Below are 22,852 nucleotides of genomic sequence, written 5' to 3' on the forward strand. Positions count from 1 at the left end.
AACAGTATGATAAAGAACCATCTTAAAACCGCCTGGCGGACATTGACACACAATCGGATCTATTCGCTATCAAACCTCGTTGGGTTAACCATTGCTTTGTTCGTATTTATGTTGATCAGTTCACTTGTCGTTGATGAGCTTTCCTACGACAGACAATGGAGCAGATCCAATGAGCTTTACCGAATGCGAATAGTGCCCAAAGAAACAAAGGAAGGTATCACAAACAATATTTCAGGAGCTCCCGAAGGTATCTCGGCCACATTAAAAGCTAATTTTCCGGAAGTACTTGGTTATACTTCAATCAATTCATTTTCACCAAAATTAACCATAAACAAGCGCTCGAAGCAACTAGCCGAAATCAATACGCTGGAAATTGACAGTGGTTTTTTCAATCTTTTTGACGCAAAAATAATCGCTGGAAATCCGAAACAAGTCATTGCCGGAGCAAAAAATATCACATTGACAGCCTCCGCTGTACAAAAACACTTCGGCGGAAAAGACGTGCTCGGCAGCACATTCTACAATAAACCACAAGAAGGGGAGCCCGAAGCTTATTATGTCAATGCCATTATTGAGGATATGCCCTATAATTCTTCCTTTCAGACAGAAGCCCTCGTGCTGATGCCTAAGGTCAATGAATTCAATCCGGCAGAGACTGGTTCATTGCAAACACAGCTTCTATTGCTCAAAAGCACAACTGACATTAACAGCTTTTCAACTAAAATAAACAAATGGTACAATGCACAGAAACTGAATGACTGGGCGAAAGGACACAATCTTATCATTGAGCCCATCAAAGACATACATTTACAAAGTATTACAGGATGGGAGAATCCGATGCAGGATATTTATCTGCTGGCTGGAATAGCGCTCTTGATCCTTGTATTGGTCAGTATCAATTACATCAACCTGAGCTTTGCCCATGCCTTAAAACGCGCACAGCAGATAGGAATCCGCAAAGTATTGGGTGCAAGCCGAAAGAATCTGATTATGCAAATGGGCCTGGAGAGTACCATACTCTTTGCCGGCTCTTTTCTGGTTGCATTTTTTGGTTATGTGCTTATCAGCCCGGCATTTGAACATTATTTAGAACATCCATTGACGATGAGCTACCAGCATTCCTTATTGATGTTTGTTGGATTATTATCCATCTGGATCCTTCTGGGCTGGCTGTGCAGCTTACCTACGGCATTGTCTCTATCAAAAACGCAGCCATCATTGGAACTTCGGAGGCAGCTTTCTTTCTTCAGACTTCCGCTCAATATGGCATTTACCAAAGTACTGGTTGTTATCCAGTTTGCCATTGCCATTGTCGTAGCGATCTGTATGATGTCCATGCGGGCGCAATTGAATTACCTGTACAGCAAAGATCTTGGCTACGAACCTAAAAATCTTTTGGCCATCAACTATACCTCCTGGGAAGGAAAGGATCAGGCTTTCAAACAGGAGCTATTAAAAAATTCATACATCTCATCGGTCAGCCTCACAGGTTGGACTCCCTTTAGTGGGAGTGTGGATTTTAAAACAGTAAAAGACCCCGATAATCCGAACGAAGATCTCGCTGTTGTATTTGTTTATGCGGACTATGATTACATCAAAACAATGGGCATAAAGCTTCTTGACGGCCGGCCTTTGAGTGCGGACTATGCAATGGACAGACCATTTACGGATTCTGTACACAATGGACAACCGGTCTTTACAAACATGCTCATTTCCGAAGGCACCGCCCAGCGGCTATCTTTAAAACTCAATAGGAGCAACGAGCCTCTAAAAAATACACCGGTGGGCGTATTTAAAGAGTTTAACGGAGCAAGTTTAAAGTTTCCGATCGGCCCTTTTGCGATTAAGGCACAAAAGGAATGGGAAGGCGGCTGCATGCTTATCCGCGTAGAAGAAGGCAAGAAAAAGGAAGCTTTAGCCTTGGTAAACAGTACCTGGAACAAATTTTTCCCTAACCGGATCGCACAGATCAACTGGCAGGAAGATCAGGTACAGCATCAATATAACAAAGAGAGAAAACAGTACCAGCAACTGGCACTCTTTACGGGTTCCAGCATGCTGATTGCTATCTTAGGGATCGTAGCTATTGCCATCTATACGCTAGAGCGGCGGGTGAAAGAGATTGGTATCCGGAAAGTGCTTGGTGCTTCGGTCAATACGATCACCTATATGATTTCCAGATCCTTTATCATACTTCTGCTGATCGCTATTCTAATTTCTTTCCCAATAGCATGGTGGTTTACGCACAAGTGGCTGGAAAACTTCTACTACCATATTGATGTTCCGATCGCTCTATTTGTTTTCACCGGAATGTTTATCGGTCTGATAACTTTAGCGATTATCGCCGTCCGGATCTTCCAGACAGCCCGTATCAATCCTGTCAATAGTTTACGGGATGAATAAGAAAAAATAAGCCGTAGGTTGTTAGAAGTCAAAAGTGCATTTATTATTAACCGATTGGGAATGAAAGTTTATAATTGGTGTACCTACGGCTTAGAATCTTTGAAGCAATTTTTAGCTGTTTGCTGTGAACAGTTAAAAATTGCTTATTTCTTTTCAGTCGATTCTGGCTGAGCAGCTAAAACATAGACAAATGCATATGGAAATTCTTTCCGAACAATTTTGCGTTCGTCAGACAGACTGAGCAGATCATCTAGCACCTTCATCAGATTTTTAGGTCGTACATATCTCTCCAGTTTCTTGCAACATAACTTATGCACCTCGTCAGGTTGTTTTTCCTCGTTAAAATATCCAGCATCAATTGTCTCTTCCAAAAAAACCGCTATCTTTTCCACTTCATTCGCTGTAGAACTTTCATAAGGATCAATATCATGACGAATGTCTATTAATTTAAATTCGGTTACTCGCTGATCTTGCTCTTCATCAACTTGATATAGTTCATAAATAATTCGGTCAGCCAGTTTTGTCATATGCAATTCGTATCTTTTTTCCGCTGACGATATATTAACCCCCATATGCACCATAGTATCTAGATTATTTATCGCTAATACATCATTCATGACAAATACATCGTGCATAAAAATTTGCTTAATCCTGAATGTCTCAATTTTAGTCATAAAATCCAATGGCTTACCCATCAAAAAAGAAACTTCCTCAGGCGACAAATGCCGCGAGATACGGTGCAATATCATCCGGTAAAATATCAATATTTCTATCTCTTGACATTTCCTTTTATACACTCTCGTGCTGGGTTTAAATTTATTATCCATAATATCTATATAGATTTTCAATACAAAAGAATAGAAAATATCTCAAAAACAAAAACATTTGTATAAATAAAAATAACATTATATATATTTATCTATACAAAAGGACAGATTATTAAAATAAAAGGATGACAAAATTAGGTGAATTTTTAGCGAAGAAATCTGTGAATAAATCCCAGATTGCCCGCAAAACAGGATTAAGTAAAGCTAGGATCAATGAATTAACCATGACCGAAACAGCTAAATTACGTTTAGATGAAATGTACTTGATTGCCCTGGCCATCGATACAGATCCGGCCAAAATGATGCTCGAACTCTGCGCACATCTCGAACTGAAAGAGATTGAGGAATAAAATACGTTCCCGGAAACCTTTAACAAGATGATCTGTGCGGTATTGGACGAAAAACTGTTCGATATCGTACAGGCATAAAATTCATTAACTAAATCAAAATGTTAAAAATCAGAAACTTAACAAAATGGCAATACAATTGACTTCAGTTTAAGGTCTTCATTGATCGGTCGATTACAGATCAATAAGATCTTAAAAATGTATTGTTATGATAGGAAATAGCCTTAAAATCGCTTGGCGGAACATGGCAAAAAATAAACTCTATTCTTTTATAAAGATCGGAGGATTTGCTTTTGGTATCGCAATATGTATTCTTATCGTACTTTACATCAAGCAAGAGACGAGTTACAACAAATTTTATCCAGCGATGGATCGAATTTATCGTCTGGTGGTTCAGCTTCCGATTGAAGGTAAAATACAACGTTGGGTGTCACTTTCAGCACCCGTGGCCCCAACGCTTAAAGCTGAAATTCCTTCCATAGAACAAACAGGCCGAATACTTCCCAATCCTTTATTTGGTGCGGGCAGCAACCAGCTCTCCCTGAACGATAACCCGCAAAGCTTTTACGATGATGGCTTTGTGTATATTGATCAATCTATTCTGGACATGTTTCCGACACCTATGGTTTCAGGAAGACTTGCGCACGCATTGGATCGACCCAACACATTGGTCATTACGAAAAGTAAAGCGGAAAAATATTTCAAAACTGATCCTATCGGACAGACCATCTATCTGAACAATAACAAGTCCAGACTATATACCATTACCGGCGTAATCGAAGACATGCCTCAAAATTCTACCCTGGCCGATTATAGCTTCTTTATCTCTCTTGCTGGGGAACCTTTTTACCCTGGCGAACAAAACCAATGGCTCAGCAATAATTACACGGTCTACGTTAAATTAAAACCACAGGTCAACATTGAACAAACAGAAAAAGAGATCTTAAAAAACTATAAAGAGCACTATCTGCCTGAATACAAAAAATCAGGCCGTAAGCTCAATCCTTTATTCGAGCAGGCAAAAATCAACTTACAAAATGCACTTGATATCCATTTAAAGTCTACGGATATTGATGATGATAAAGTCAGTACACTGAATCGAGGTGATATCCGCATGGTCTGGACATTTGCCACAGTAGCGTTATTTATTCTGCTGATTGCCTGTATCAACTTTATCAACCTGTCTACGGCCAATGCCGCTACACGGGCCAAAGAAATCGGTATCCGGAAAACAATTGGTTCGACAAGGTCATTATTGATCGCACAATTCTTGCTCGAAGCGATTTGTTATAGTGTATTATCTCTTTTCGTGGGACTATTGCTGAGTTGGTTTTTGTTGCCCATATTCAACAATCTCGCCAATAAGTCCTTGACCATTCCCTGGACATCCCCATACTTTTTCCCGTCTTTATTGCTGGCGATAATTTTCATCGGTAGCTTGGCCGGAATCTACCCAGCCGTATATCTATCCCGATTTAAACCGATTGCTGCATTGAAAAATAAGACCGCGGGAGCCAAATCATCATTATTCAGAAATGGTCTTGTCATTTTTCAGTTTGCAACTTCCATCATCCTCATTGTAAGCGCCCTGGTGACCAATCAACAGATACGCTATATCCTGGAAAAAGACCTGGGTTTCAAAAAAGGACAGGTGATCGTCCTGCGTGGCGTTGGTACATTGGGAAATCAGATCCCTAGTCTTAAGAATGAATTAAAATCCATTCCAAATGTCAGCTCAGTTTCCCTCGGTGATTTCCTCCCTGTCCCCATTGATGGTGCCAAAAGAAATGGTAATCCTTTTTGGAATGAAGGTAGACGAGAGATCGATATGGCGACACAGGGGCAGTTTTGGGAGATTGACCAGGATTATCTGGCTACGTTCGGATTACAATTGACCAAGGGCAGAAATTTCGATCCCAAAATGGCCACGGACAGTACCGCTGCAATCATCAACCAGAAATTGGCGGATGACCTGGGATTAAAAAATCCGATCGGAGCAAAAATAACCAATGGTAATATCTGGACAGTAGTTGGTGTCGTGGACAATTTTATTTTTGAGTCGCTGAAAGGTAAGGGGTACGCTGGTCTATGTATGGTACTGCGGGGTTATCCTTCACTCCTCTCGATTAAAGTTAAGCCCGAAAACCTACAGGAGACCCTGAACGGAATTAACACGGTATGGAATAAATTTTCACCTAATCAAAAAATCAATTACAGCTTTTTGGATGAGGGTTTTGCTTCCCTTTATCAAGATGTGGAGCGGACGAAAAATATATTCAGCTGTTTTGCAATCGTCGCCATTTTTGTGGCTGCACTTGGTCTATTTGGACTGGTCACCTATGTGACACAACAGCGGACAAAAGAAATCGGTGTGCGGAAGGTGCTTGGTGCCAGTACCCTCAGATTGCTGAAACTGCTGTCCGGAGACTTTATAAAATTGGTGTTTGTTGCCTTGGTCATTGCCTCACCTGTTGCGTGGTGGGCAATGAACCAATGGCTCAGAGACTTCAACTATAAAATAGATATCAACTGGATGTACTTTATTCTGGCGGGTATGGGGGCTGTCCTCATCGCCTTAGGTACCATTAGTTATCAAACATGGAAGGCTATCCGAACCAATCCGGTCGATAGTCTGAGGGATGAATAAAATCAGAAGATCTTAAAAATTGGTGTTTGTTGCCTTGGTCATTGCCTCACCTGTTGCGTGGTGGGCAATGAACCAACGGCTAAGGGGGATGAATGTTCGATTGCGAACGAAAACTGTCCGAAATCGAACAACAAAAACAAACAAAAACTCCCTAACAAACTCATAATAAAAGCATTAAAACACTGGCAAGGGGATTGTATTTTTTATAGCATGGCACAAAATGATTTCAAACTGGCTTGGCGTAAACTCTTAAAAAATAAGGGGTTCACGTTCTTGAACATTATCGGACTGACGCTTGGTTTTACCGGTTTTATTCTTTCCTATCAATACATCAATCGGGAAACAAGCTTTGATAAATGGAATCCAAACTATAAGGAAATCTATCAGGTTGGTCTGGAAGCCGAAGGTGCTTTTACGGACGAAACCTCGCCTTCCCTGGCTCCGTTGCTAAAACAGCATTTACCGGATATTGTCTATGCCGGTAGAAAAATGGTCTACAACTATGGTAGCTATCCGTTATTTGGGGAGAAGACGGTGCTTATCAAAAACGCGGCATTAATTGATTCTTCTACTGCCCGGATCTTTCAGATAGAAAATGCCAACGGACCGCTCTACAAAAACAAAGATCAAAAGGATGCGACCATAGTCAAAAGTCCTATTGCCGAACAGCTTTTCAAAAAGGAGGATTTAACATTTGACAGCCCCCATTCCATCCCGTCTATGAGCCTTGATCTGGGTATGCGTGATATGATTTACGGCACCATCAAAAAGCAAGGTCTTTCGATGATTGATTACGACCTTCTTTTTATCCGTGAACCACAGGATCTCTTTGCTGAAAATAATCCCTTTTTATACCAGACTTTTATTCAGGTCAGACCGGGAACAGATATCGCTAAGTTGACCGATCAGATCAACACTATTTATCACAAGGAAATCGCACCAAAAGATAAAATACGCTCTTCCGGTTATGCCAAAGGCAAGATCTACTTAGACCCCTTGGCCAACCTGCACCTGCGACCAAAAACCGGAAGTAACACGGCCTATATCATGACATGGATTATCGGTATTCTTTCCCTGTTGATCCTCCTGCTCGCCTCCGCCAATTTCGCCAATATGATCATGGCGCAAGCCGATCAACGTCTTAAAGAGCTTGCCCTCAAAAAGATATTGGGAAGTTCGCGCTGGGCTATCGTAAGGCAATTGTTATTGGAAGTGTTTATACTGACCAGCAGCGCTGCAGTATTGAGTTTCATCACCTTGGCACTTACCGGGAACATATTACAAAGATGGTTCAATGATGATCTGAGAAGTTATATTTCAAGTTCCGAAACCATTATCCAGCTCTGTGTCGCTGTACTATTAACAACAATCCTTTCCGCAATATACCCTGCCATAGTTCTTTCAGGTTTCAAATCCGTCAATCTGCTCAAAGGCGGATTATCCTCAATACTTAAAAAAGGAACATTCCGAAATGCTTTACTAACCTTTCAGATCAGTATGGCGATTCTGTTTATTTCAGGTATGCTGGTCATTAGGGCCCAGCTTCAATACATGCAACATACAGATAAAGGGTTTGAGCCAGCGCAAGTGGTCAATTTCAAAGGAGTGGGCATGTATTACGACTCCAAAATTGATGGTTCTTTCCACCAATTGAAACGGCGATTAGAAAATGATCCGAGCATTGAGGTGGTGGCTTCCGCAACAAATATCCCGGGAGAAGGGGAACAACCTCCCAATATGGAATTCTCCTATGCACAAAAGAATATTTCCTTTGCGCATGTCGGTATCGATCCGGGTTATTTCAAAACATTAAATATCCCCAATCTACAAGGAAATAGTGATCTGTCAATGGATCAGTTGCTCCGTGACTCCCTTTCAAACTATGCGGTCATCAATGAATCTGCCGCTAAAAATCTGGGACTATCAAATCCCATAGGCGCTAAAATCAGTGGCTGTGACACAAATTTCGAAATCGTAGCCCTGGTCAAAGACATCAAGGCCTATGGTTTTGAGAATGCCGTTCAACCTACCCTCTATTCTTTTAAAAATGAATGTGGGAGCATGCGAATTCAGACGACACTTATGGTGAAAACAACCCCCGGAATGGTCGATCGGGCAATTGAGACAGTCAAAAAAGAATGGACAAAAAATACATCTGCCAAGGATTTACCGCTAGACTATTCCTTTATGGATCAACAATATGCTTTACAACACCAAAAACAGCAGGAACTACAGGTTGCTTTCAATAGTTTCGCCAGCCTATCGGTTATTATCGCTGCATTGGGCCTGTTCAGCATGGCCGCTTATCAGGCCGCATTACGCAAGAAAGAAATGAGTATCCGAAAAGTACTCGGTGCCTCAGCACAACTGCTATTTGTCCAATTGAATAAACCCTTTTTCAGACTATTTCTGATCGGTATCGGCATAGCCCTTCCCTTAGCTTACTTACTCATGGACAAATGGCTTTCCAATTTTGCATATCATGTCGATATACAGTGGTGGTCGTTTTTGATCCCGATATTTTGCATATTTATCTTAATATTGATTTCCATTAGCTTCCAATCGTTGAAAGTTGCAAGAACAAATCCGGTAGATAGCTTGCGGGATGAATAAGTAAAAATTAAAAGACAAAATAAAAAAGAGATACCAGGTAAGCCCAGGCTTGTACAACCAAAATCTCAATACTCAATACTAAAATCTCAATACTAGAAAATGATACAATTAAAACATTTATTCAAGTGGTATAACGTAGGTGGTACACGCTCATTTGTTCTCAAAGATGTCAGTTTAGATATAGCAGAAGGTGATTTCATATCCATTATGGGCCCTTCGGGTTCAGGCAAATCCACCCTGTTGAATATTATTGGTATGCTCGACGAACCGGATGAAGGTGAATATATTTTTATGGATGAAAATGTATTGGAGATGAAAGCAAAAAAACGGACGCAACTCTACCAATCCCATATTGGATACGTATTTCAAGCTTACCATTTATTGGATGAATTGACGGTATATGAAAATATAGAAACACCGTTGATCTATAAAGACATTTCCAGCAAGGAACGAAAAGCCATTGTTGCCGATATGCTTGACCGTTTTGGCATTGTGGGAAAGAAAGATTTGTTTCCCGCACAGCTATCCGGTGGACAGCAACAGATTGTCGGCATCGCACGTGCATTGGCCGGCTCCCCGAAACTCTTGTTGGCAGATGAACCTACGGGTAACCTCAATTCCAAACAAGGCGAAGAGATCATGGAGCTTTTCAAACAATTGAATGATGACGGTGTCACGATCATACAAGTTACCCACTCCGAAAAAAATGCGGAGTACGGCAAAAGAATTGTCAATATGCTGGATGGCCAGCTCAAATAATTGTTTACCAATTTAACCTGAATAATCCCTACTTGGTACATGAATTACTGTAGGGATTTTTTTGTATCCATTTCTCAATTCATTTTTTTAACTTCGTTATGATGAATGAGAGAGAGCTGAAATCGTTAATATTCCTGTTGGACGATACCGATCAACAGATTATTCAGGAAGTGGAGCATCAATTGAAAAGCCAAGGTCCTGAAATTGTTCCTTATTTGGAGAAATTTTGGGAATCCAGCTTCGATCCAAGGGTACAGGGGCGGTTGGAAAACATTATCCATGAAATTCAGTTTGAGCAGACCAAAAATGAGCTACAGATCTGGAATCTGAGCAATTCCTTCAATCTGCTGGAGGGACTTATCATCCTCAATAACTATCAGTATCCTTCTTATGAAGACCATAAAATCGTGTTGAAGATCGAAGATCTGAAAACAGAGGTCTGGCGCGGACTGCAATACGATATGAGTCCCCTGGAGAAGGTGAATCTGCTGAATCACGTGCTATTTGGCTCCTTTGGCTTATCGGGCAATACAAAAGACTATCACCATCCGCAAAACTCTTATATCGGTCAGGTTTTGGACACGAAACAGGGAAACCCTCTGACCTTATCCTGTATCTATAGCATTATTGCACAAAAGCTGGATATCCCGATCTATGGGATCAACTTACCCAAGCACTTTATCTTGGCTTACATGGATACCGATGAGCATGGGAAAGAACATGTTTTGTTTTACATCAATGCATTTAACCGGGGGCAGATCATGCAAAAAAGCGATGTGAATTCGTTCCTGAAGCAGTTAAACTTAGGTCCGGACCGAGAGTTTACTTATCCTTGCGACAATGTGACGATCATGAGGCGCGCCTTACGAAATCTGCTCTCGGCCTATGAAGCGAATGAAAGTGTAGGCAAGCAACAGGAGATCAAAGAACTGTTCGAATTACTTGCCTGATACATATTGACAAACTAGAAATTAGTTCTTTCCCTGGCATCCAGAAAGATATAATTTGGAGTCAGTGTCCCATAATTTTTTGTCATCTCGGGTGTTGCATTCCCTTGATCCGTTAATTTAAAACGCGAGATCTTTTTCGTAGTCAAATCGGAGACGTAAAAGAATTTGCCATTTTCAGTACGCTCGTCAATGGCTACTCCCCAAGGTGCGCTCAATCCCGTACTTGTGCCACCGACCACATAATCAGGGGCAATCGTTTTTTCACCACTTCCACTGAACAGCTCCTTCGGGTTTTTAAAGAACAACACCTCTGCCCCCGCGGTAACAGCCAATAACGCCTTATTTGGTGCGTAAGACACGGCTCCCAAGGCTGTTTTTCCCTGTACATAGACTTTAACGGCCGGGGAGAAAGTATTCGAATTCACAATGGTGTCTGCCGCTCTGTCGATCAACTCCCGCTTAAGACTTGTATAAACGGCAAAACCGCTTCCCTTATTTGCACCATCCTGATCAAATCCAACCAACAACAATTTTTCATTGGGGTCACTCGTGTTACTTTGTAACAGGGTCACTGAGGTCGGAACAATATTCCCCAGACTGATCTGCTTATCGATAATCTTTGAACCACCCGTTGATCCGCCTTTTCCTTCCGGACGGCTTACCGCATATAACATATTACGTCCTGTCACTGCAAGTAGAAAATTGGTCACCGCCGATCCCGATGTACCATTTTGTTGCGCATAGGTATAATAAGCCAGTCCCCTGACATTCGTAAAGCCCGTATAGCCAATAGCACTTGCATTTCCCGGAATCCCGTAAATATCGTCTAGTGCGATCCGCTGGATAAAGGTATCCTGAGCAACTGATCCTTCACTCGCCTGAAAAATTGATTTCGCATTGGGATCAAAAATCACCGGTCCCCCACCTTTGGCTGGAGAAAGATACTGATAGATATTATCCAGGTTATTGGTATCAGCAGGATCCACAATAAAGAGATTTTTAATCGAAGAATTATTCGGCTGATAATCCTTAAAGGAGATATACAATCTTGAAATAAGTGTTGCCTCTCCACGATCAGGTTCATCATCTAATTTTTTACAGGAAGCAACGCCTATTAAACTGGCGAATAATACAATAACACAGGTTTGAAATGAAAATTTCATATATTTTTTATTATAAATAGCTTATTGCGTCAAACATACAAATCTACTAATATATGCAGAATATCAATGAATTTATATAATTCTTTTGGACATATATTACGACAACTCAAACGGAAATATTTGCCATTCCGCTACTTTTTGATTAAAATTGCCTTTGTTTTTGATATCATATACATTATGGAAAAGAAGGAATTTGTACGGGAGAAGTTGGCATTACCGGGAGAAGGCAAGAAATTGCTTTTACATTCCTGCTGTGCACCCTGTTCCGGAGAAGTCATGGAAGCATTGATTGCTTCAGATATCGATTTTACGATTTATTTCTACAATCCCAATATTCATCCACGCAAGGAATACGATCTGCGTAAGGATGAAAATATCCGGTTTGCCGAAAAACACAATATCCCTTTTATTGATGCGGATTACGATGTGGACCATTGGTTTGACCTGGCTAAAGGCATGGAACAGGAGCCTGAACGGGGGATCCGTTGCACCATGTGCTTTGATATGCGTTTCGAGAAAACAGCAGAATATGCGGCGGCCAATGGCTTCGATGTGATCTCGAGTTCTTTGGGAATTTCCCGTTGGAAAAACATGGAGCAGATCAACGACTGCGGCCTACGTGCAGCTTCCCGTCACGAAGGTATGGAGTACTGGACATTCAACTGGCGCAAGAAAGGTGGTTCAGCACGGATGCTTGAAGTCTCGAAAAAAGAAAAGTTCTACATGCAGGAATATTGCGGCTGCGCGTATTCACTACGTGACACCAATAAATGGCGCATGGCAAATGGACGCGAAAAGATAGAGTTAGGTAAAAATTATTATGAATAAGTCGTGCCATGCGTATATATAAAGCATTCGACTGGAATATTTAAAAAAATATTTCGATCCTAATGATTTTATACATACCTTTGCAGGCTCAAATGCAAGATTGTGAAACATCTAAAACAATACAGAATTCCCTTTTCGGGACTCAACGCTGGAAAGCACAATTTTGAATTTGACATAAATAAAAAGTTCTTTGACTGCTACGAACATTCGATTGTAAAAGATGGCAATCTGAAAGCAGAAGTTGAATTGCAAAAACAGGAAAACCTGCTGATTTTGCATTTTGATATCCAAGGCGAGATTCAATTGACTTGTGATACCTGCTTGAAAGAGTTTATGTCACCGATTTCAATTCAAGAACGGATATTGGTCAAATTCACGGATGAAGATTGGACAGACAATACTGAAGAAGTGTTGATCTTATCAAAAAGCGACCATGAGTTGGATATAGCTGAGTTATTGTACGAATACATCAATTTAGCTGTTCCCTATATCGTGAAATGTGAGGAGCAGGGAGAAGGCATAGCATGCGATCCTGAAATGCTGGCTTTATTTACAAGCGAGCCGGATGCAGAGGAGCAAAAAGAAGAAGAAATTATCGACCCACGTTGGGAAGCATTGAGAAATATTAAAAATAACTAAAACAAAAATACGAGATGGCACATCCAAAACGTAAAACTTCTAAATCAAGAAGAGACAAAAGAAGAACACATTATAAAGCTGAAGCTCCTAGCTTGACAGTATGTAAAGAAACTGGCGCAGTTCATTTACCACACCGTGCATACACTGTAGACGGAAACTTGTACTACAACGGTAAATTGATCATTGAAAATACAGCTGTTGTCTAAGGTAAACCTTTCATAACACCAAAACATCCCAAACAAGCAATATTTTAGAAATTTGCTTTATTTTGGGATGTTTTTTGCGTATTATTGATTTACTAAATAATAACGGATGAAGATTGGTTTAGATATTTTAGGAGGAGATTATGCTCCTAAAGCAACGATAACAGGTGCGATTGAAGCACAAAAACAGCTTACTGGAGACCAAAAAATAGTCCTTTTTGGTAAAACTGAAGAGACTAAACAATTAATCGATCAAGCCGGAGGAAATTCATCTGACTTCGAATATGTGGAAGCTCCAGAAGTCATTGCAATGGGTGAACATCCAACCAAAGCGATAACTCAAAAACCCAACTCAAGTATTGCGAAGGGATTTGAATATTTAAAAAACAAAGAAATCGACTCATTCGCATCCGCTGGTAACACCGGAGCTATGCTCGTGGGATCGATGTTCAGCGTGAAAGCTATTCCAGGCGTATTGCGCCCAGCCATAGCATCAATTGTTCCAAAATTGAAATCAGGATTCGGACTCCTACTGGATGTCGGCGCAAATGCAGACTGTAAACCGGAGATGCTGAATCAATTTGCAATGTTGGGCAGCCTCTTTGCCGAGCATGTATTCAATGTATCCAATCCTAAAGTCGGATTATTGAATATCGGAGAAGAAGAAGAAAAAGGAAACATTCTGACAACCTCTACCTACCCCCTACTTAAAGCCAACGACAAGATTAACTTTATCGGAAATGCAGAAGGCCGTGACCTGTTCAGTGACCATGCCGACGTATACGTCTGCGATGGATTTACGGGTAATGTGGTCTTAAAACTTGCAGAATCATTTTATGTAGTGACCCTAAAAAAAGGTTTTAAAGATGATTTCTTCGACCGATTCAACTACGAGCAGTACGGCGGTAGTCCAATCTTAGGAGTCAATGCTCCTGTCATTATTGGTCATGGTATTTCAACACCGGAGGCCATTAAAAATATGGTTTTATTTTCAAGAGATATGATCGAGTCTAAATTCATTGACAGCATCAGATCTATTTTCAATTAAGTATTTATGTCAAAGATTCATGCCGCAATTACGGCTGTAAATGGTTACGTTCCGGATTACATCCTCACCAACAAAGAGTTGGAAACAATGGTCGATACCAACGACGAGTGGATTGTATCACGAACAGGAATCAAAGAAAGACGCATCTTAAAGGGCGAAGGGCTTGCTACATCAGATCTCGCTGTACCTGCCGTTCAAGGTTTATTGAAAAAGAGAGGAATAGAAGCGACGGATATCGATTTAATTATCTTCTGTACCAGTACACCAGACATGTTGTTTCCTGCTACAGCAAATATTCTAGCTGATAAAATCGGAGCGACAAATGCTTGGGGATTCGATCTTCAGGCAGCTTGTTCAGGCTTCTTGTTCGGCCTAAATACCGGAACACAGTTTATCACCGCAGGCACACACAAAAAAGTGCTTGTTGTCGGTGCAGATAAAATGTCATCGGTCATCAATTATCAAGACCGTAATACCTGTATCCTGTTTGGAGATGGTTGTGGCTGTGTGTTATTGGAGCCAAATGAAGAAGGATTGGGTATACAGGATGCGATTTTGAAAACAGATGGTTCTGGTGGCCAATACCTCAATATTAAAGGTGGTGGTTCATTAAATCCAGCTTCACATGCTACTGTAGACGCAGGATTACATTATGCGTACCAAGAAGGCCGTACAGTATTCAAATTTGCCGTAACCAATATGGCGGACGTAGCGCATGAAGTGATGGAGAAAAACAATTTGAAATCAGAAGATATCGCTTGGTTGGTACCACATCAGGCCAATAAACGTATCATCGATGCAACAGCCGAACGTGTCGGCCTTCCAGATGAAAAAGTGATGGTAAACATCCAAAAATACGGTAATACCACCAGTGGGACAATCCCACTATGCCTATGGGAATGGGAATCTCAATTGAAAAAAGGAGACAACCTGATCCTTGCCGCTTTCGGCGGTGGTTTCACCTGGGGATCCATCTATTTAAAATGGGCGTATTAATTGTCCATTTTATGGTATAATTTATTACTTTTGACAGTTAGAATTTTTTAAGAAACAAACAAAACCTAGAATACTATGGGTATGGATATCAAACAAATTCAGGACTTGATTAAATTCGTTTCAAAATCAGGTGTGAATGAAGTCTCGATTGAAGAGCAAGATTTTAAAATTACAATAAAAACAAATCAAGAGCCTACGTACGTAACAGCTACTGTTCCTGCTGTAGCACCTGTTGCTGCCGCTCCGGTTGCTCAAGCAGCAGCTCCAGCTCCTGTGGCTACTCCTGCTGCGCCAGCCGCTAGCAATGACGCAAACTTGATTACCGTTAAATCACCTATGATCGGTACATTCTACCGTTCAGCAGGCCCGGGTAAACCGTCTTTCGTTAATATTGGAGATGATATCAATACTGGTTCTGTATTGTGCATTGTTGAAGCAATGAAATTGTTCAACGAAATCGAATCTGAAGTTTCTGGTAAAATCGTTAAGATTTTGGTAGAAGATGCTCAACCTGTTGAGTATGATCAACCATTATTCTTAGTAGAGCCTAAGTAATTTACAAACGTAAATGAATACTATGTAGCCTCCAAAGGGCTACATTTTTGTAAACTTCATAATTCAAGAAAATGTTTAAAAAAATATTAATTGCAAATAGAGGAGAGATTGCCCTGCGCATTATCCGTACCTGCCGTGAGATGGGTATCAAAAGTGTTGCAGTATATTCAACCGCAGATAGAGACAGCTTACACGTACGCTTTGCTGATGAAGCGGTCTGTATTGGCCCTCCACCGAGTAAAGATTCTTACTTAAACATTCCTAATATTATTTCTGCGGCTGAATTGACAAATGCAGATGCAATTCATCCAGGATATGGTTTCTTGTCTGAGAACGCTCGTTTTTCAGCAATCTGTGCAGAGTATGGCATCAAATTTATCGGTGCTACTGCTGAACAAATTGAGAAAATGGGCGACAAGTCCCGTGCGAAGGATACCATGAAACAAGCAGGTGTGCCTACTGTTCCGGGATCAGATGGTTTGATCTCAAACGTAAAAGAAGGCATCACATTGGCCAATGAAATAGGTTACCCTGTTATTATTAAAGCAACTGCCGGAGGTGGCGGTCGCGGGATGCGCATCATCTGGAAAGACGAAGAGTTCGAACCAGCTTGGGATTCTGCTCGTGTTGAATCTGCGGCAGCATTTGGTAATGATGGTATCTACCTTGAAAAATATGTTGAAGAACCCCGTCACATTGAATTCCAGATCGTAGGCGACCAGTTTGGTACAGTATGTCACTTATCCGAACGTGACTGCTCGATCCAACGTCGTCACCAAAAATTGATCGAAGAATCTCCTTCCCCATTTATGACACCTGAATTAAGAGCTGAAATGGGTGAAGCTGCGGTGAAAGGTGCAAAAGCTGTAAACTATGAAGGTGCCGGTACAATCGAATTTTTGGTTGACAAACACCGTAACTTCTATTTTATGGAGATGAATACGCGTATTCAAGTAGAGCATCCTGTCACAGAAGAAGTGATCAACTTCGATCTGATCAAAGAACAGATCAAGGTTGCTGCTGGTATTCCGATCTCCGGAAAAAATTATGAACCGGAAATGCACGCGATCGAGTGTCGTATCAATGCAGAAGATCCGTTCAACAATTTCCGTCCTTCACCGGGCAAAATAACGAACTTTCATTCTCCGGGAGGCCATGGCGTACGCGTAGATACACACGTTTACTCGGGCTATACCATCCCACCAAACTATGACTCGATGATCGCTAAATTGATCACTGTGGCACAAACACGTGAAGAAGCGATCTGTACCATGGAGCGTGCACTGAGTGAATTTGTAATTGAAGGGATCAAAACAACCATTCCTTTGCATCTGAGATTGATGCGTGACCCTAACTTTAGAGCAGGCAATTTCACAACAAAGTTCATGGAAACATTTGACCTAACTGAATATCCTGTAGAAGATTAAATAAAATTATCTTTACATACATAAAAAATACCATTCTTTACAATAAGAATGGTATTTTTGTTTCCAAACAATTTTTATGAGTACACCAAATTCGAAAGATCTAATACAAGCTATCAAAAATAAGGGAAAGAATATAGAAGCAGAAATGTCTTTCTTTGACCATCTTGAGGTCTTAAGATGGCATTTGGTTCGTTCAGCTATTGCAATCTGTATCTTTGCGGGAATCGCGTTCACATTCTACGATTTCGTATTTAAAGATATTATCATGGGGCCCAAAAATCTGGATTTTTGGACTTATCGCATGATGTGTAAAGCTGCCGATGCTTTTAATCTTGCTGACTTCTGTGTTAAGAAAATACCTTTTAACATTATCAATACGGAATTAGCTGGGCAATTCATGCTCCAGATAAACTCTTGTCTACTGATGGCTTTGATGATGGGTTTTCCCTATCTCTTATTCGAAATTTGGCTATTTGTAAAACCAGCACTGACAGATGTAGAAAGACGGTCGGCACGTGGATTTGTGTTTTACTCTTCCATGTTATTTATTTTAGGTGCGCTTTTCGGATACTATATCGTTGTACCCCTATCCATCAATTTCCTGGCGAACGTATCTTTAAGTGACGAAATTGTCAACCAGATTACCATTGACAATTACCTGTCTACGATTGCAACATTGACATTAGGTTGTGGAATTGTTTTCCTGCTTCCGATTCTGGTATTTATTCTTTCTAAAATAGGAATTATGACACCTGAATTTATGCGCGCCAGCCGTCGTTATGCAACCGTAATCATTTTGGTCATAGCAGCGATCATCACACCTTCTGCAGATATTATCACGATGCTGACTGTTGCAGCTCCGATGTTCTTATTATATGAAGTAAGTATCATGGTCTCTGCAGATGTCAAAAGAAAAAAATTAGCACAAGAAAAATAAAATAACAATAGAATGAGCAGCGTAAAGAAAATTGCGATTGGAAGTGACCATGCAGGTTTTGAGTACAAAACAGCATTGGTTAGCTTTTTAAATGAATTGGGTTATGAAGTAACGGATTTTGGTACAAACTCGCCAGATTCAGTAGATTACCCAGATTTTGCCCACCCAGTCGCATCCGCAGTAGAAAACAAAGAGGCTGATGCTGGCGTATTAATTTGTGGCAGCGCAAATGGTGTTGCGATCACTGCCAATAAACATCAAAATATCCGTGCCGCAATCTGTTGGCTGGAGGAAATTGCCGCATTGGCACGCCAACACAACGATGCGAATGTCGTATGTGTGCCGGCCCGATTTATAGATCTTGATTTAGCTAAAAAGATCGTGTCAACTTTTATGACAACAGAATTTGAAGGTGGTCGTCATGCCAACCGTGTCAACAAAATAGCTTGCAGCTGTTAATAAATTAACATATTTTAAGAAGCGGATGAGAAGTAAACCATACTTTTCATCCGCTTTTTTAGTTATATTGTGTAGATGTAAGGAAGGCGGGAATCATAAAAACAAAGTAATAGATACAGCTTAATGTCTAGGCTTAACAGTACCTAGATCGCTGTATTAAACACCAAATGAATAAAATAAACAATGAAGAAAATACATAACCTGATCTGGGTAGCATTTGCTATGGTGAGCTGTGCTCAGGCACAGGACGTTAGCAGCAAATATGCCAGCGAAATCACCGTAGAATCTACACAAAAGCATTTGCGGACACTCGCTTCCGTAGACTTTGAAGGAAGAGGAACAGGACAAAAAGGCGGGCAGCTGGCTGCAGATTATATCGCAAACGAGTTCAAGAAATATGGGCTTTCAGCTCCGGTCAACGGGTCTTATTTCCAACCTCTTCAGCTTATACATAACAGTTTTAAGGTCAGTCAATTTACAATCAATGACAGACCTTTTCTAAACGGAAAAGATATTTTTGTCATTGGTAACAACGAGGACAAACTCTTTGAAAGCAATGAGATTATCTTCGTAGGCTACGGCATAGATGATCCAAAGTATTCTGATATCAACGGTTTAGATTTGACCAATAAAGTTGTCATGTTATTGAATGAAGGAGAACCGACGGATGACAAGGGAAATTCTTGGATTACCGGAAAAAAGACACCGTCTGACTGGTCGACAAGCAGAAATAAAAAAATAAAGGAAATTCTCAAGAAGAAACCAAAGTTGGTGCTGGCTGTCAACAGTCAGCTTTCGCAATTACTTGAAGATGCGGGAGACCGTGCTACCGAAGGCCGCTTTAACCTGGCCATAGATCAGCCGGCACCCGAAAAATCCCCTATGATCCCCGTGGTCAACATTACCGATCATGCAGCGAATTATATATTCAATCTGGCACGGACAAATCTTGCGGCTGTTGTCGGTAAAATCAACCGTTCCGGACAGGCAAATTCCTTTGCGATCAGTACAAACCTTAAAGCGGAGTTTGGCACAAATGCAAAACCTTTAACTGACCCAAATATCCTGGGATATTTAGAAGGAACTGACAAAAAAGATGAAATTGTCGTCATTGGCGGGCATTATGATCACGACGGCAAAGATTCCAAAGGAAACATCTTCTTCGGTGCAGATGACAATGCATCCGGAACAACGGCTGTACTTGAGCTCGCGCGTAGCTTTTCCCGCGCAAAAGCCGCAGGTAATGGTCCAAGGCGCAGTATTTTATTTATTACCTATGCAGCTGAAGAAAAAGGTTTACTCGGCTCTAAATTTTATATCGAAAACCCGGTCTTTCCTTTGGCAAATACAGTAGCCTGTATCAACATCGATATGATCGGGCGTGTCGATGACAAACATCTCAAAGGAAATCATGATTATATTCATGCGATCGGTTCAGACAAACTAAGCTCTGAACTCTATCAGATCAATAAAGATGAAAATGACAAAAACACCAAACTGGAGATAGATTACATGTATGACAATCCCAAAGATCCAATGCGTCTTTATTACCGTTCTGATCATTATAACTTTGCAAAGAAAGGCATACCATCCATCTTCTATTTTTCGGGCCTCCATCCGGACTATCACACACCGGCGGACACCTATGATAAAATCGACTTCCCGCTGATGGTCAAACGGGAAAAATTGGTCTTTTTTACAGCATGGCAGATCGCCAATAGAGAAAATCGCCTGGCAATAGACAGTAACAAAGAATAAGTATACGCTTTTCAATAAACGAACAAAGTCCCTGGTATTAAATTCCCGGGACTTTGTGTTTTTGATCAAAATCGAGAACAAAGCCCCTAAATATTTGTTATATTTATTATAACACAGCAAAAGATATATGGCATTTGTAGACTATTATAAAGTGCTTGACATTGATAAAACGGCTTCGGCGGATGATATCAAAAAAGCATATCGAAAACTAGCGCGTAAATATCATCCTGATGTCAATCCCAATGATAATGAGGCTAAACAACGGTTCCAGGAGATCAATGAAGCGAATGAAGTCTTATCCGATCCCGAGAAACGTAAAAAATATGACCAATATGGCGAACATTGGCAACATGGAGAGGAGTACGAAAAAGCACAACAGCAATACCGACAATCCCAATCTGGCGGTGGCAATCCTTTTGGCAGCGGCGGGACCCCATTTGGAGGCGGTTCGGGTTCCTACGAGTATACCGGAAATTTTGATGATGGTCAATTCTCAGATTTTTTCGAGCAGATGTTTGGCAGTCGACGCGGTGGTGGCAGACAAAGTACCTTCCGTGGGCAGGACTTTAATGCCGAACTGAGTTTAACGCTCCAACAGGCCTACACTACCCACCAACAAACCTTTAATATCAACGGCAAGAGTATCCGTATTACGATTCATGCAGGTGTTGAGGATGGACAGAAAATCAAATTAAAGGGCTATGGTAGCGAAGGAATCAATGGTGGCCCTAAAGGCGATTTATATATTACCATCAACATCACGCCCGATGCAACTTTCAAACGTCAGGGAAATGATCTGTACACCTCGCTGGATGTAGACCTCTATACGGCGATTTTAGGTGGCGAGGCAACACTCGACACCTTTGGCGGTAAGGTCAAATTAAAGATCAAACCCGAAAGTCAAAACGGCGCAAAAATGCGGCTCAAGGGCAAGGGTTTTCCAATCTACCGCAAAGAAGGTGAATTTGGAGACCTCTACGTAAGCCTCAACATCAAAATGCCCAGCAATCTTTCCGATGACGAAAAAGCGCTGTTTCAACAATTGAAGGATTTAAAACAATAATCTTATGGAAACGACACTCATAAAAGTGATAGACTTCTGTCAGTCCAGAAAGGTTGAAACAACTTTTCTACAGACCATGGAGGAATATGGACTCATTCATATTGTCATCCAGCAGGAAGAACAATATATCGACGAAGATGAACTCAAGAAATTGGAACGCTTCTCCAATTTATATTATGACCTGGAAGTAAATCCACAGGGAATCCAAGTGGCCAGCCACCTATTGGATAGGGTCGAACAACTTCAACATGAAATTTTGCAACTCAAAAATAAACTAAAAGCCTTGGACTATTAATCCAAGGCTTTTATACGATTCAATAAAATAGAACAACTAAAATACAACATCCACTTCGGTATTGATTTTGGTCTGCCAGACAATCTTATCCTGCAATGTTGTATAGTTAATCTCATAATCGCCTTTACAGACAACAAAGGATCCATAAAAATCTTTTGGTTTCATTAGTCGATAAACCACCAATGTACGCTTCCCATTAACATTTCCATATGCCTTCATCAGCATATATCCGGTTTTATTAATCTTCTCCTCAGGAATCTTATAGTCCAGATGCGAGCGGCTTCCATCATCAGGACATAAGATCTCCGTACGGCTTGGCGTAAACTCATAACGGTCACGATACATAGCCACATTAGATAATACAATATCCTTCGCCCAATCGATATCATTAAAATCAGCCGGAAGCAGAAAGATCATGCTGACCATTTTTTCCTGCCAGAGCTTATCAACGAACGGAATGACAAAATGCAATACCTGCTGTCCTCTAAATGCAGTTGTGCTATAGAAATAACGCCCCTCTTTGTTTTCCTCCCGCTGAAAAGTCGTCAAATCCAGCAAATGATTTTTCTGACCCTTGATATTTGGGAAGTTGTTTATCACAGCAAGAATATCATAACTATATTTTCCCTTCAGACGCCCTGTAAACAATACTTTATAAGCTGTGTCCAGATAATTTAGATGCTTAAGTACCTTTTTATATTTCGTATCAACCTTACTGACATTGATCGGTCCAACATGGGTTTGCCAATTTTCCTCTTTTAAAACATCATCTCCCAAAAATACAGCGAGTTCTTTGTCAATATTGATAAAATATTCATCCCCCTCCACCGTGTAGCCATTAGGCACTATTTGATAGGATTTGCAGGACGATAGTATAGAATACAGCAACAGCGCGATAAACAGAAGTAAGGTTCTTTCTTTTTTAAACATCCGGA

21 protein-coding genes are annotated in these 22,852 nt (G+C 40.8%); 18 read left to right on the plus strand and 3 right to left on the minus strand.

All coding sequences use genetic code 11. The annotated features are described in order from the left end of the window. The first annotated feature begins 6 nt into the window (after positions 1-6). Entirely contained in the window at positions 7-2,403 is a 2,397-nt protein-coding gene (locus tag HMAT_RS21280) for an ABC transporter permease (protein WP_104384875.1), read from the plus strand. Between the two features lie 143 nt (positions 2,404-2,546). On the opposite strand, the gene HMAT_RS21285 is transcribed toward HMAT_RS21280, so the two are convergent. After that, positions 2,547-3,230, minus strand: a complete 684-nt coding sequence (locus tag HMAT_RS21285) for a hypothetical protein (RefSeq protein ID WP_104384876.1) — start codon at positions 3,228-3,230, stop codon at positions 2,547-2,549. A gap of 125 nt (positions 3,231-3,355) precedes the next feature. Here HMAT_RS21285 and HMAT_RS21290 point away from each other — a divergent pair, with 125 nt between their 5' ends. The 5 genes from HMAT_RS21290 (at position 3,356) to HMAT_RS21310 (ending at position 10,546) form a co-directional block, all read left to right on the plus strand. After that, entirely contained in the window at positions 3,356-3,580 is a 225-nt protein-coding gene (locus HMAT_RS21290; protein WP_104384877.1) for a helix-turn-helix transcriptional regulator, read from the plus strand. A 241-nt stretch (positions 3,581-3,821) separates the two neighbouring features. Next, positions 3,822-6,224 carry an ABC transporter permease gene (locus HMAT_RS21295; protein ID WP_233789484.1) on the plus strand — a complete coding sequence of 801 codons (2,403 nt, stop codon included), beginning with the start codon at positions 3,822-3,824 and terminating at the stop codon, positions 6,222-6,224. A 210-nt stretch (positions 6,225-6,434) separates the two neighbouring features. Continuing rightward, positions 6,435-8,837, plus strand: a complete 2,403-nt coding sequence (locus tag HMAT_RS21300; RefSeq protein WP_158656038.1) for an FtsX-like permease family protein — start codon at positions 6,435-6,437, stop codon at positions 8,835-8,837. A 99-nt stretch (positions 8,838-8,936) separates the two neighbouring features. Continuing rightward, positions 8,937-9,596 carry an ABC transporter ATP-binding protein gene (locus HMAT_RS21305; protein ID WP_077437800.1) on the plus strand — a complete coding sequence of 220 codons (660 nt, stop codon included), beginning with the start codon at positions 8,937-8,939 and terminating at the stop codon, positions 9,594-9,596. A 98-nt stretch (positions 9,597-9,694) separates the two neighbouring features. After that, complete coding sequence (locus HMAT_RS21310; RefSeq protein WP_371412056.1) at positions 9,695-10,546, plus strand: transglutaminase-like domain-containing protein; 852 nt, start codon at positions 9,695-9,697, stop codon at positions 10,544-10,546. A 14-nt stretch (positions 10,547-10,560) separates the two neighbouring features. Here the strand turns inward: HMAT_RS21310 and HMAT_RS21315 are convergent, their stop codons facing one another. Further along, entirely contained in the window at positions 10,561-11,709 is a 1,149-nt protein-coding gene (locus HMAT_RS21315) for a hypothetical protein (protein ID WP_104384880.1), read from the minus strand. Positions 11,710-11,886: 177 nt separating this feature from the next. Between HMAT_RS21315 and HMAT_RS21320 the strand changes: the two genes are divergently transcribed. The 12 genes from HMAT_RS21320 (at position 11,887) to HMAT_RS21375 (ending at position 21,917) form a co-directional block, all read left to right on the plus strand. Continuing rightward, entirely contained in the window at positions 11,887-12,537 is a 651-nt protein-coding gene (locus HMAT_RS21320; RefSeq protein WP_104385119.1) for an epoxyqueuosine reductase QueH, read from the plus strand. A gap of 102 nt (positions 12,538-12,639) precedes the next feature. Continuing rightward, positions 12,640-13,176 (plus strand): DUF177 domain-containing protein, encoded by a 537-nt coding sequence (locus HMAT_RS21325; RefSeq protein WP_104384881.1) that lies wholly within the window; start codon positions 12,640-12,642, stop codon positions 13,174-13,176. Positions 13,177-13,190: 14 nt separating this feature from the next. Next, the gene (rpmF, locus tag HMAT_RS21330) at positions 13,191-13,382 is read left to right on the plus strand and encodes a 50S ribosomal protein L32 (protein ID WP_046672269.1); all 192 of its coding nucleotides are present in this window, start codon (positions 13,191-13,193) and stop codon (positions 13,380-13,382) included. Positions 13,383-13,488: 106 nt separating this feature from the next. Beyond that, a complete protein-coding gene (gene plsX / locus HMAT_RS21335; protein ID WP_104384882.1) occupies positions 13,489-14,427 on the plus strand; it encodes a phosphate acyltransferase PlsX in 939 nt (312 codons plus the stop codon). 6 nt (positions 14,428-14,433) lie between these two features. Further along, positions 14,434-15,423, plus strand: a complete 990-nt coding sequence (locus HMAT_RS21340) for a beta-ketoacyl-ACP synthase III (protein ID WP_104384883.1) — start codon at positions 14,434-14,436, stop codon at positions 15,421-15,423. Between the two features lie 75 nt (positions 15,424-15,498). Then, the gene (gene accB / locus HMAT_RS21345; protein ID WP_104384884.1) at positions 15,499-15,978 is read left to right on the plus strand and encodes an acetyl-CoA carboxylase biotin carboxyl carrier protein; all 480 of its coding nucleotides are present in this window, start codon (positions 15,499-15,501) and stop codon (positions 15,976-15,978) included. Between the two features lie 71 nt (positions 15,979-16,049). Continuing rightward, complete coding sequence (accC, locus tag HMAT_RS21350; protein ID WP_104384885.1) at positions 16,050-17,405, plus strand: acetyl-CoA carboxylase biotin carboxylase subunit; 1,356 nt, start codon at positions 16,050-16,052, stop codon at positions 17,403-17,405. A 76-nt stretch (positions 17,406-17,481) separates the two neighbouring features. Further along, a complete protein-coding gene (gene tatC / locus HMAT_RS21355) occupies positions 17,482-18,342 on the plus strand; it encodes a twin-arginine translocase subunit TatC (protein ID WP_104384886.1) in 861 nt (286 codons plus the stop codon). Between the two features lie 12 nt (positions 18,343-18,354). Further along, the gene (rpiB, locus tag HMAT_RS21360) at positions 18,355-18,801 is read left to right on the plus strand and encodes a ribose 5-phosphate isomerase B (RefSeq protein ID WP_104384887.1); all 447 of its coding nucleotides are present in this window, start codon (positions 18,355-18,357) and stop codon (positions 18,799-18,801) included. Positions 18,802-18,984: 183 nt separating this feature from the next. After that, positions 18,985-20,559: a M28 family peptidase gene (locus tag HMAT_RS21365; protein WP_104384888.1), complete on the plus strand. Its 1,575-nt coding sequence runs from the start codon at positions 18,985-18,987 to the stop codon at positions 20,557-20,559. A gap of 127 nt (positions 20,560-20,686) precedes the next feature. Then, positions 20,687-21,622, plus strand: a complete 936-nt coding sequence (locus tag HMAT_RS21370; RefSeq protein WP_104384889.1) for a DnaJ C-terminal domain-containing protein — start codon at positions 20,687-20,689, stop codon at positions 21,620-21,622. Between the two features lie 4 nt (positions 21,623-21,626). Beyond that, positions 21,627-21,917, plus strand: a complete 291-nt coding sequence (locus HMAT_RS21375) for a chaperone modulator CbpM (RefSeq protein ID WP_104384890.1) — start codon at positions 21,627-21,629, stop codon at positions 21,915-21,917. Between the two features lie 36 nt (positions 21,918-21,953). Here the strand turns inward: HMAT_RS21375 and HMAT_RS21380 are convergent, their stop codons facing one another. Then, positions 21,954-22,847, minus strand: a complete 894-nt coding sequence (locus HMAT_RS21380; protein ID WP_104384891.1) for a hypothetical protein — start codon at positions 22,845-22,847, stop codon at positions 21,954-21,956. Positions 22,848-22,852: the final 5 nt, after the last annotated feature.

Source organism: Sphingobacterium sp. HMA12 (genome assembly GCF_002933815.1).
In the GTDB taxonomy this organism is placed as follows: domain Bacteria; phylum Bacteroidota; class Bacteroidia; order Sphingobacteriales; family Sphingobacteriaceae; genus Sphingobacterium.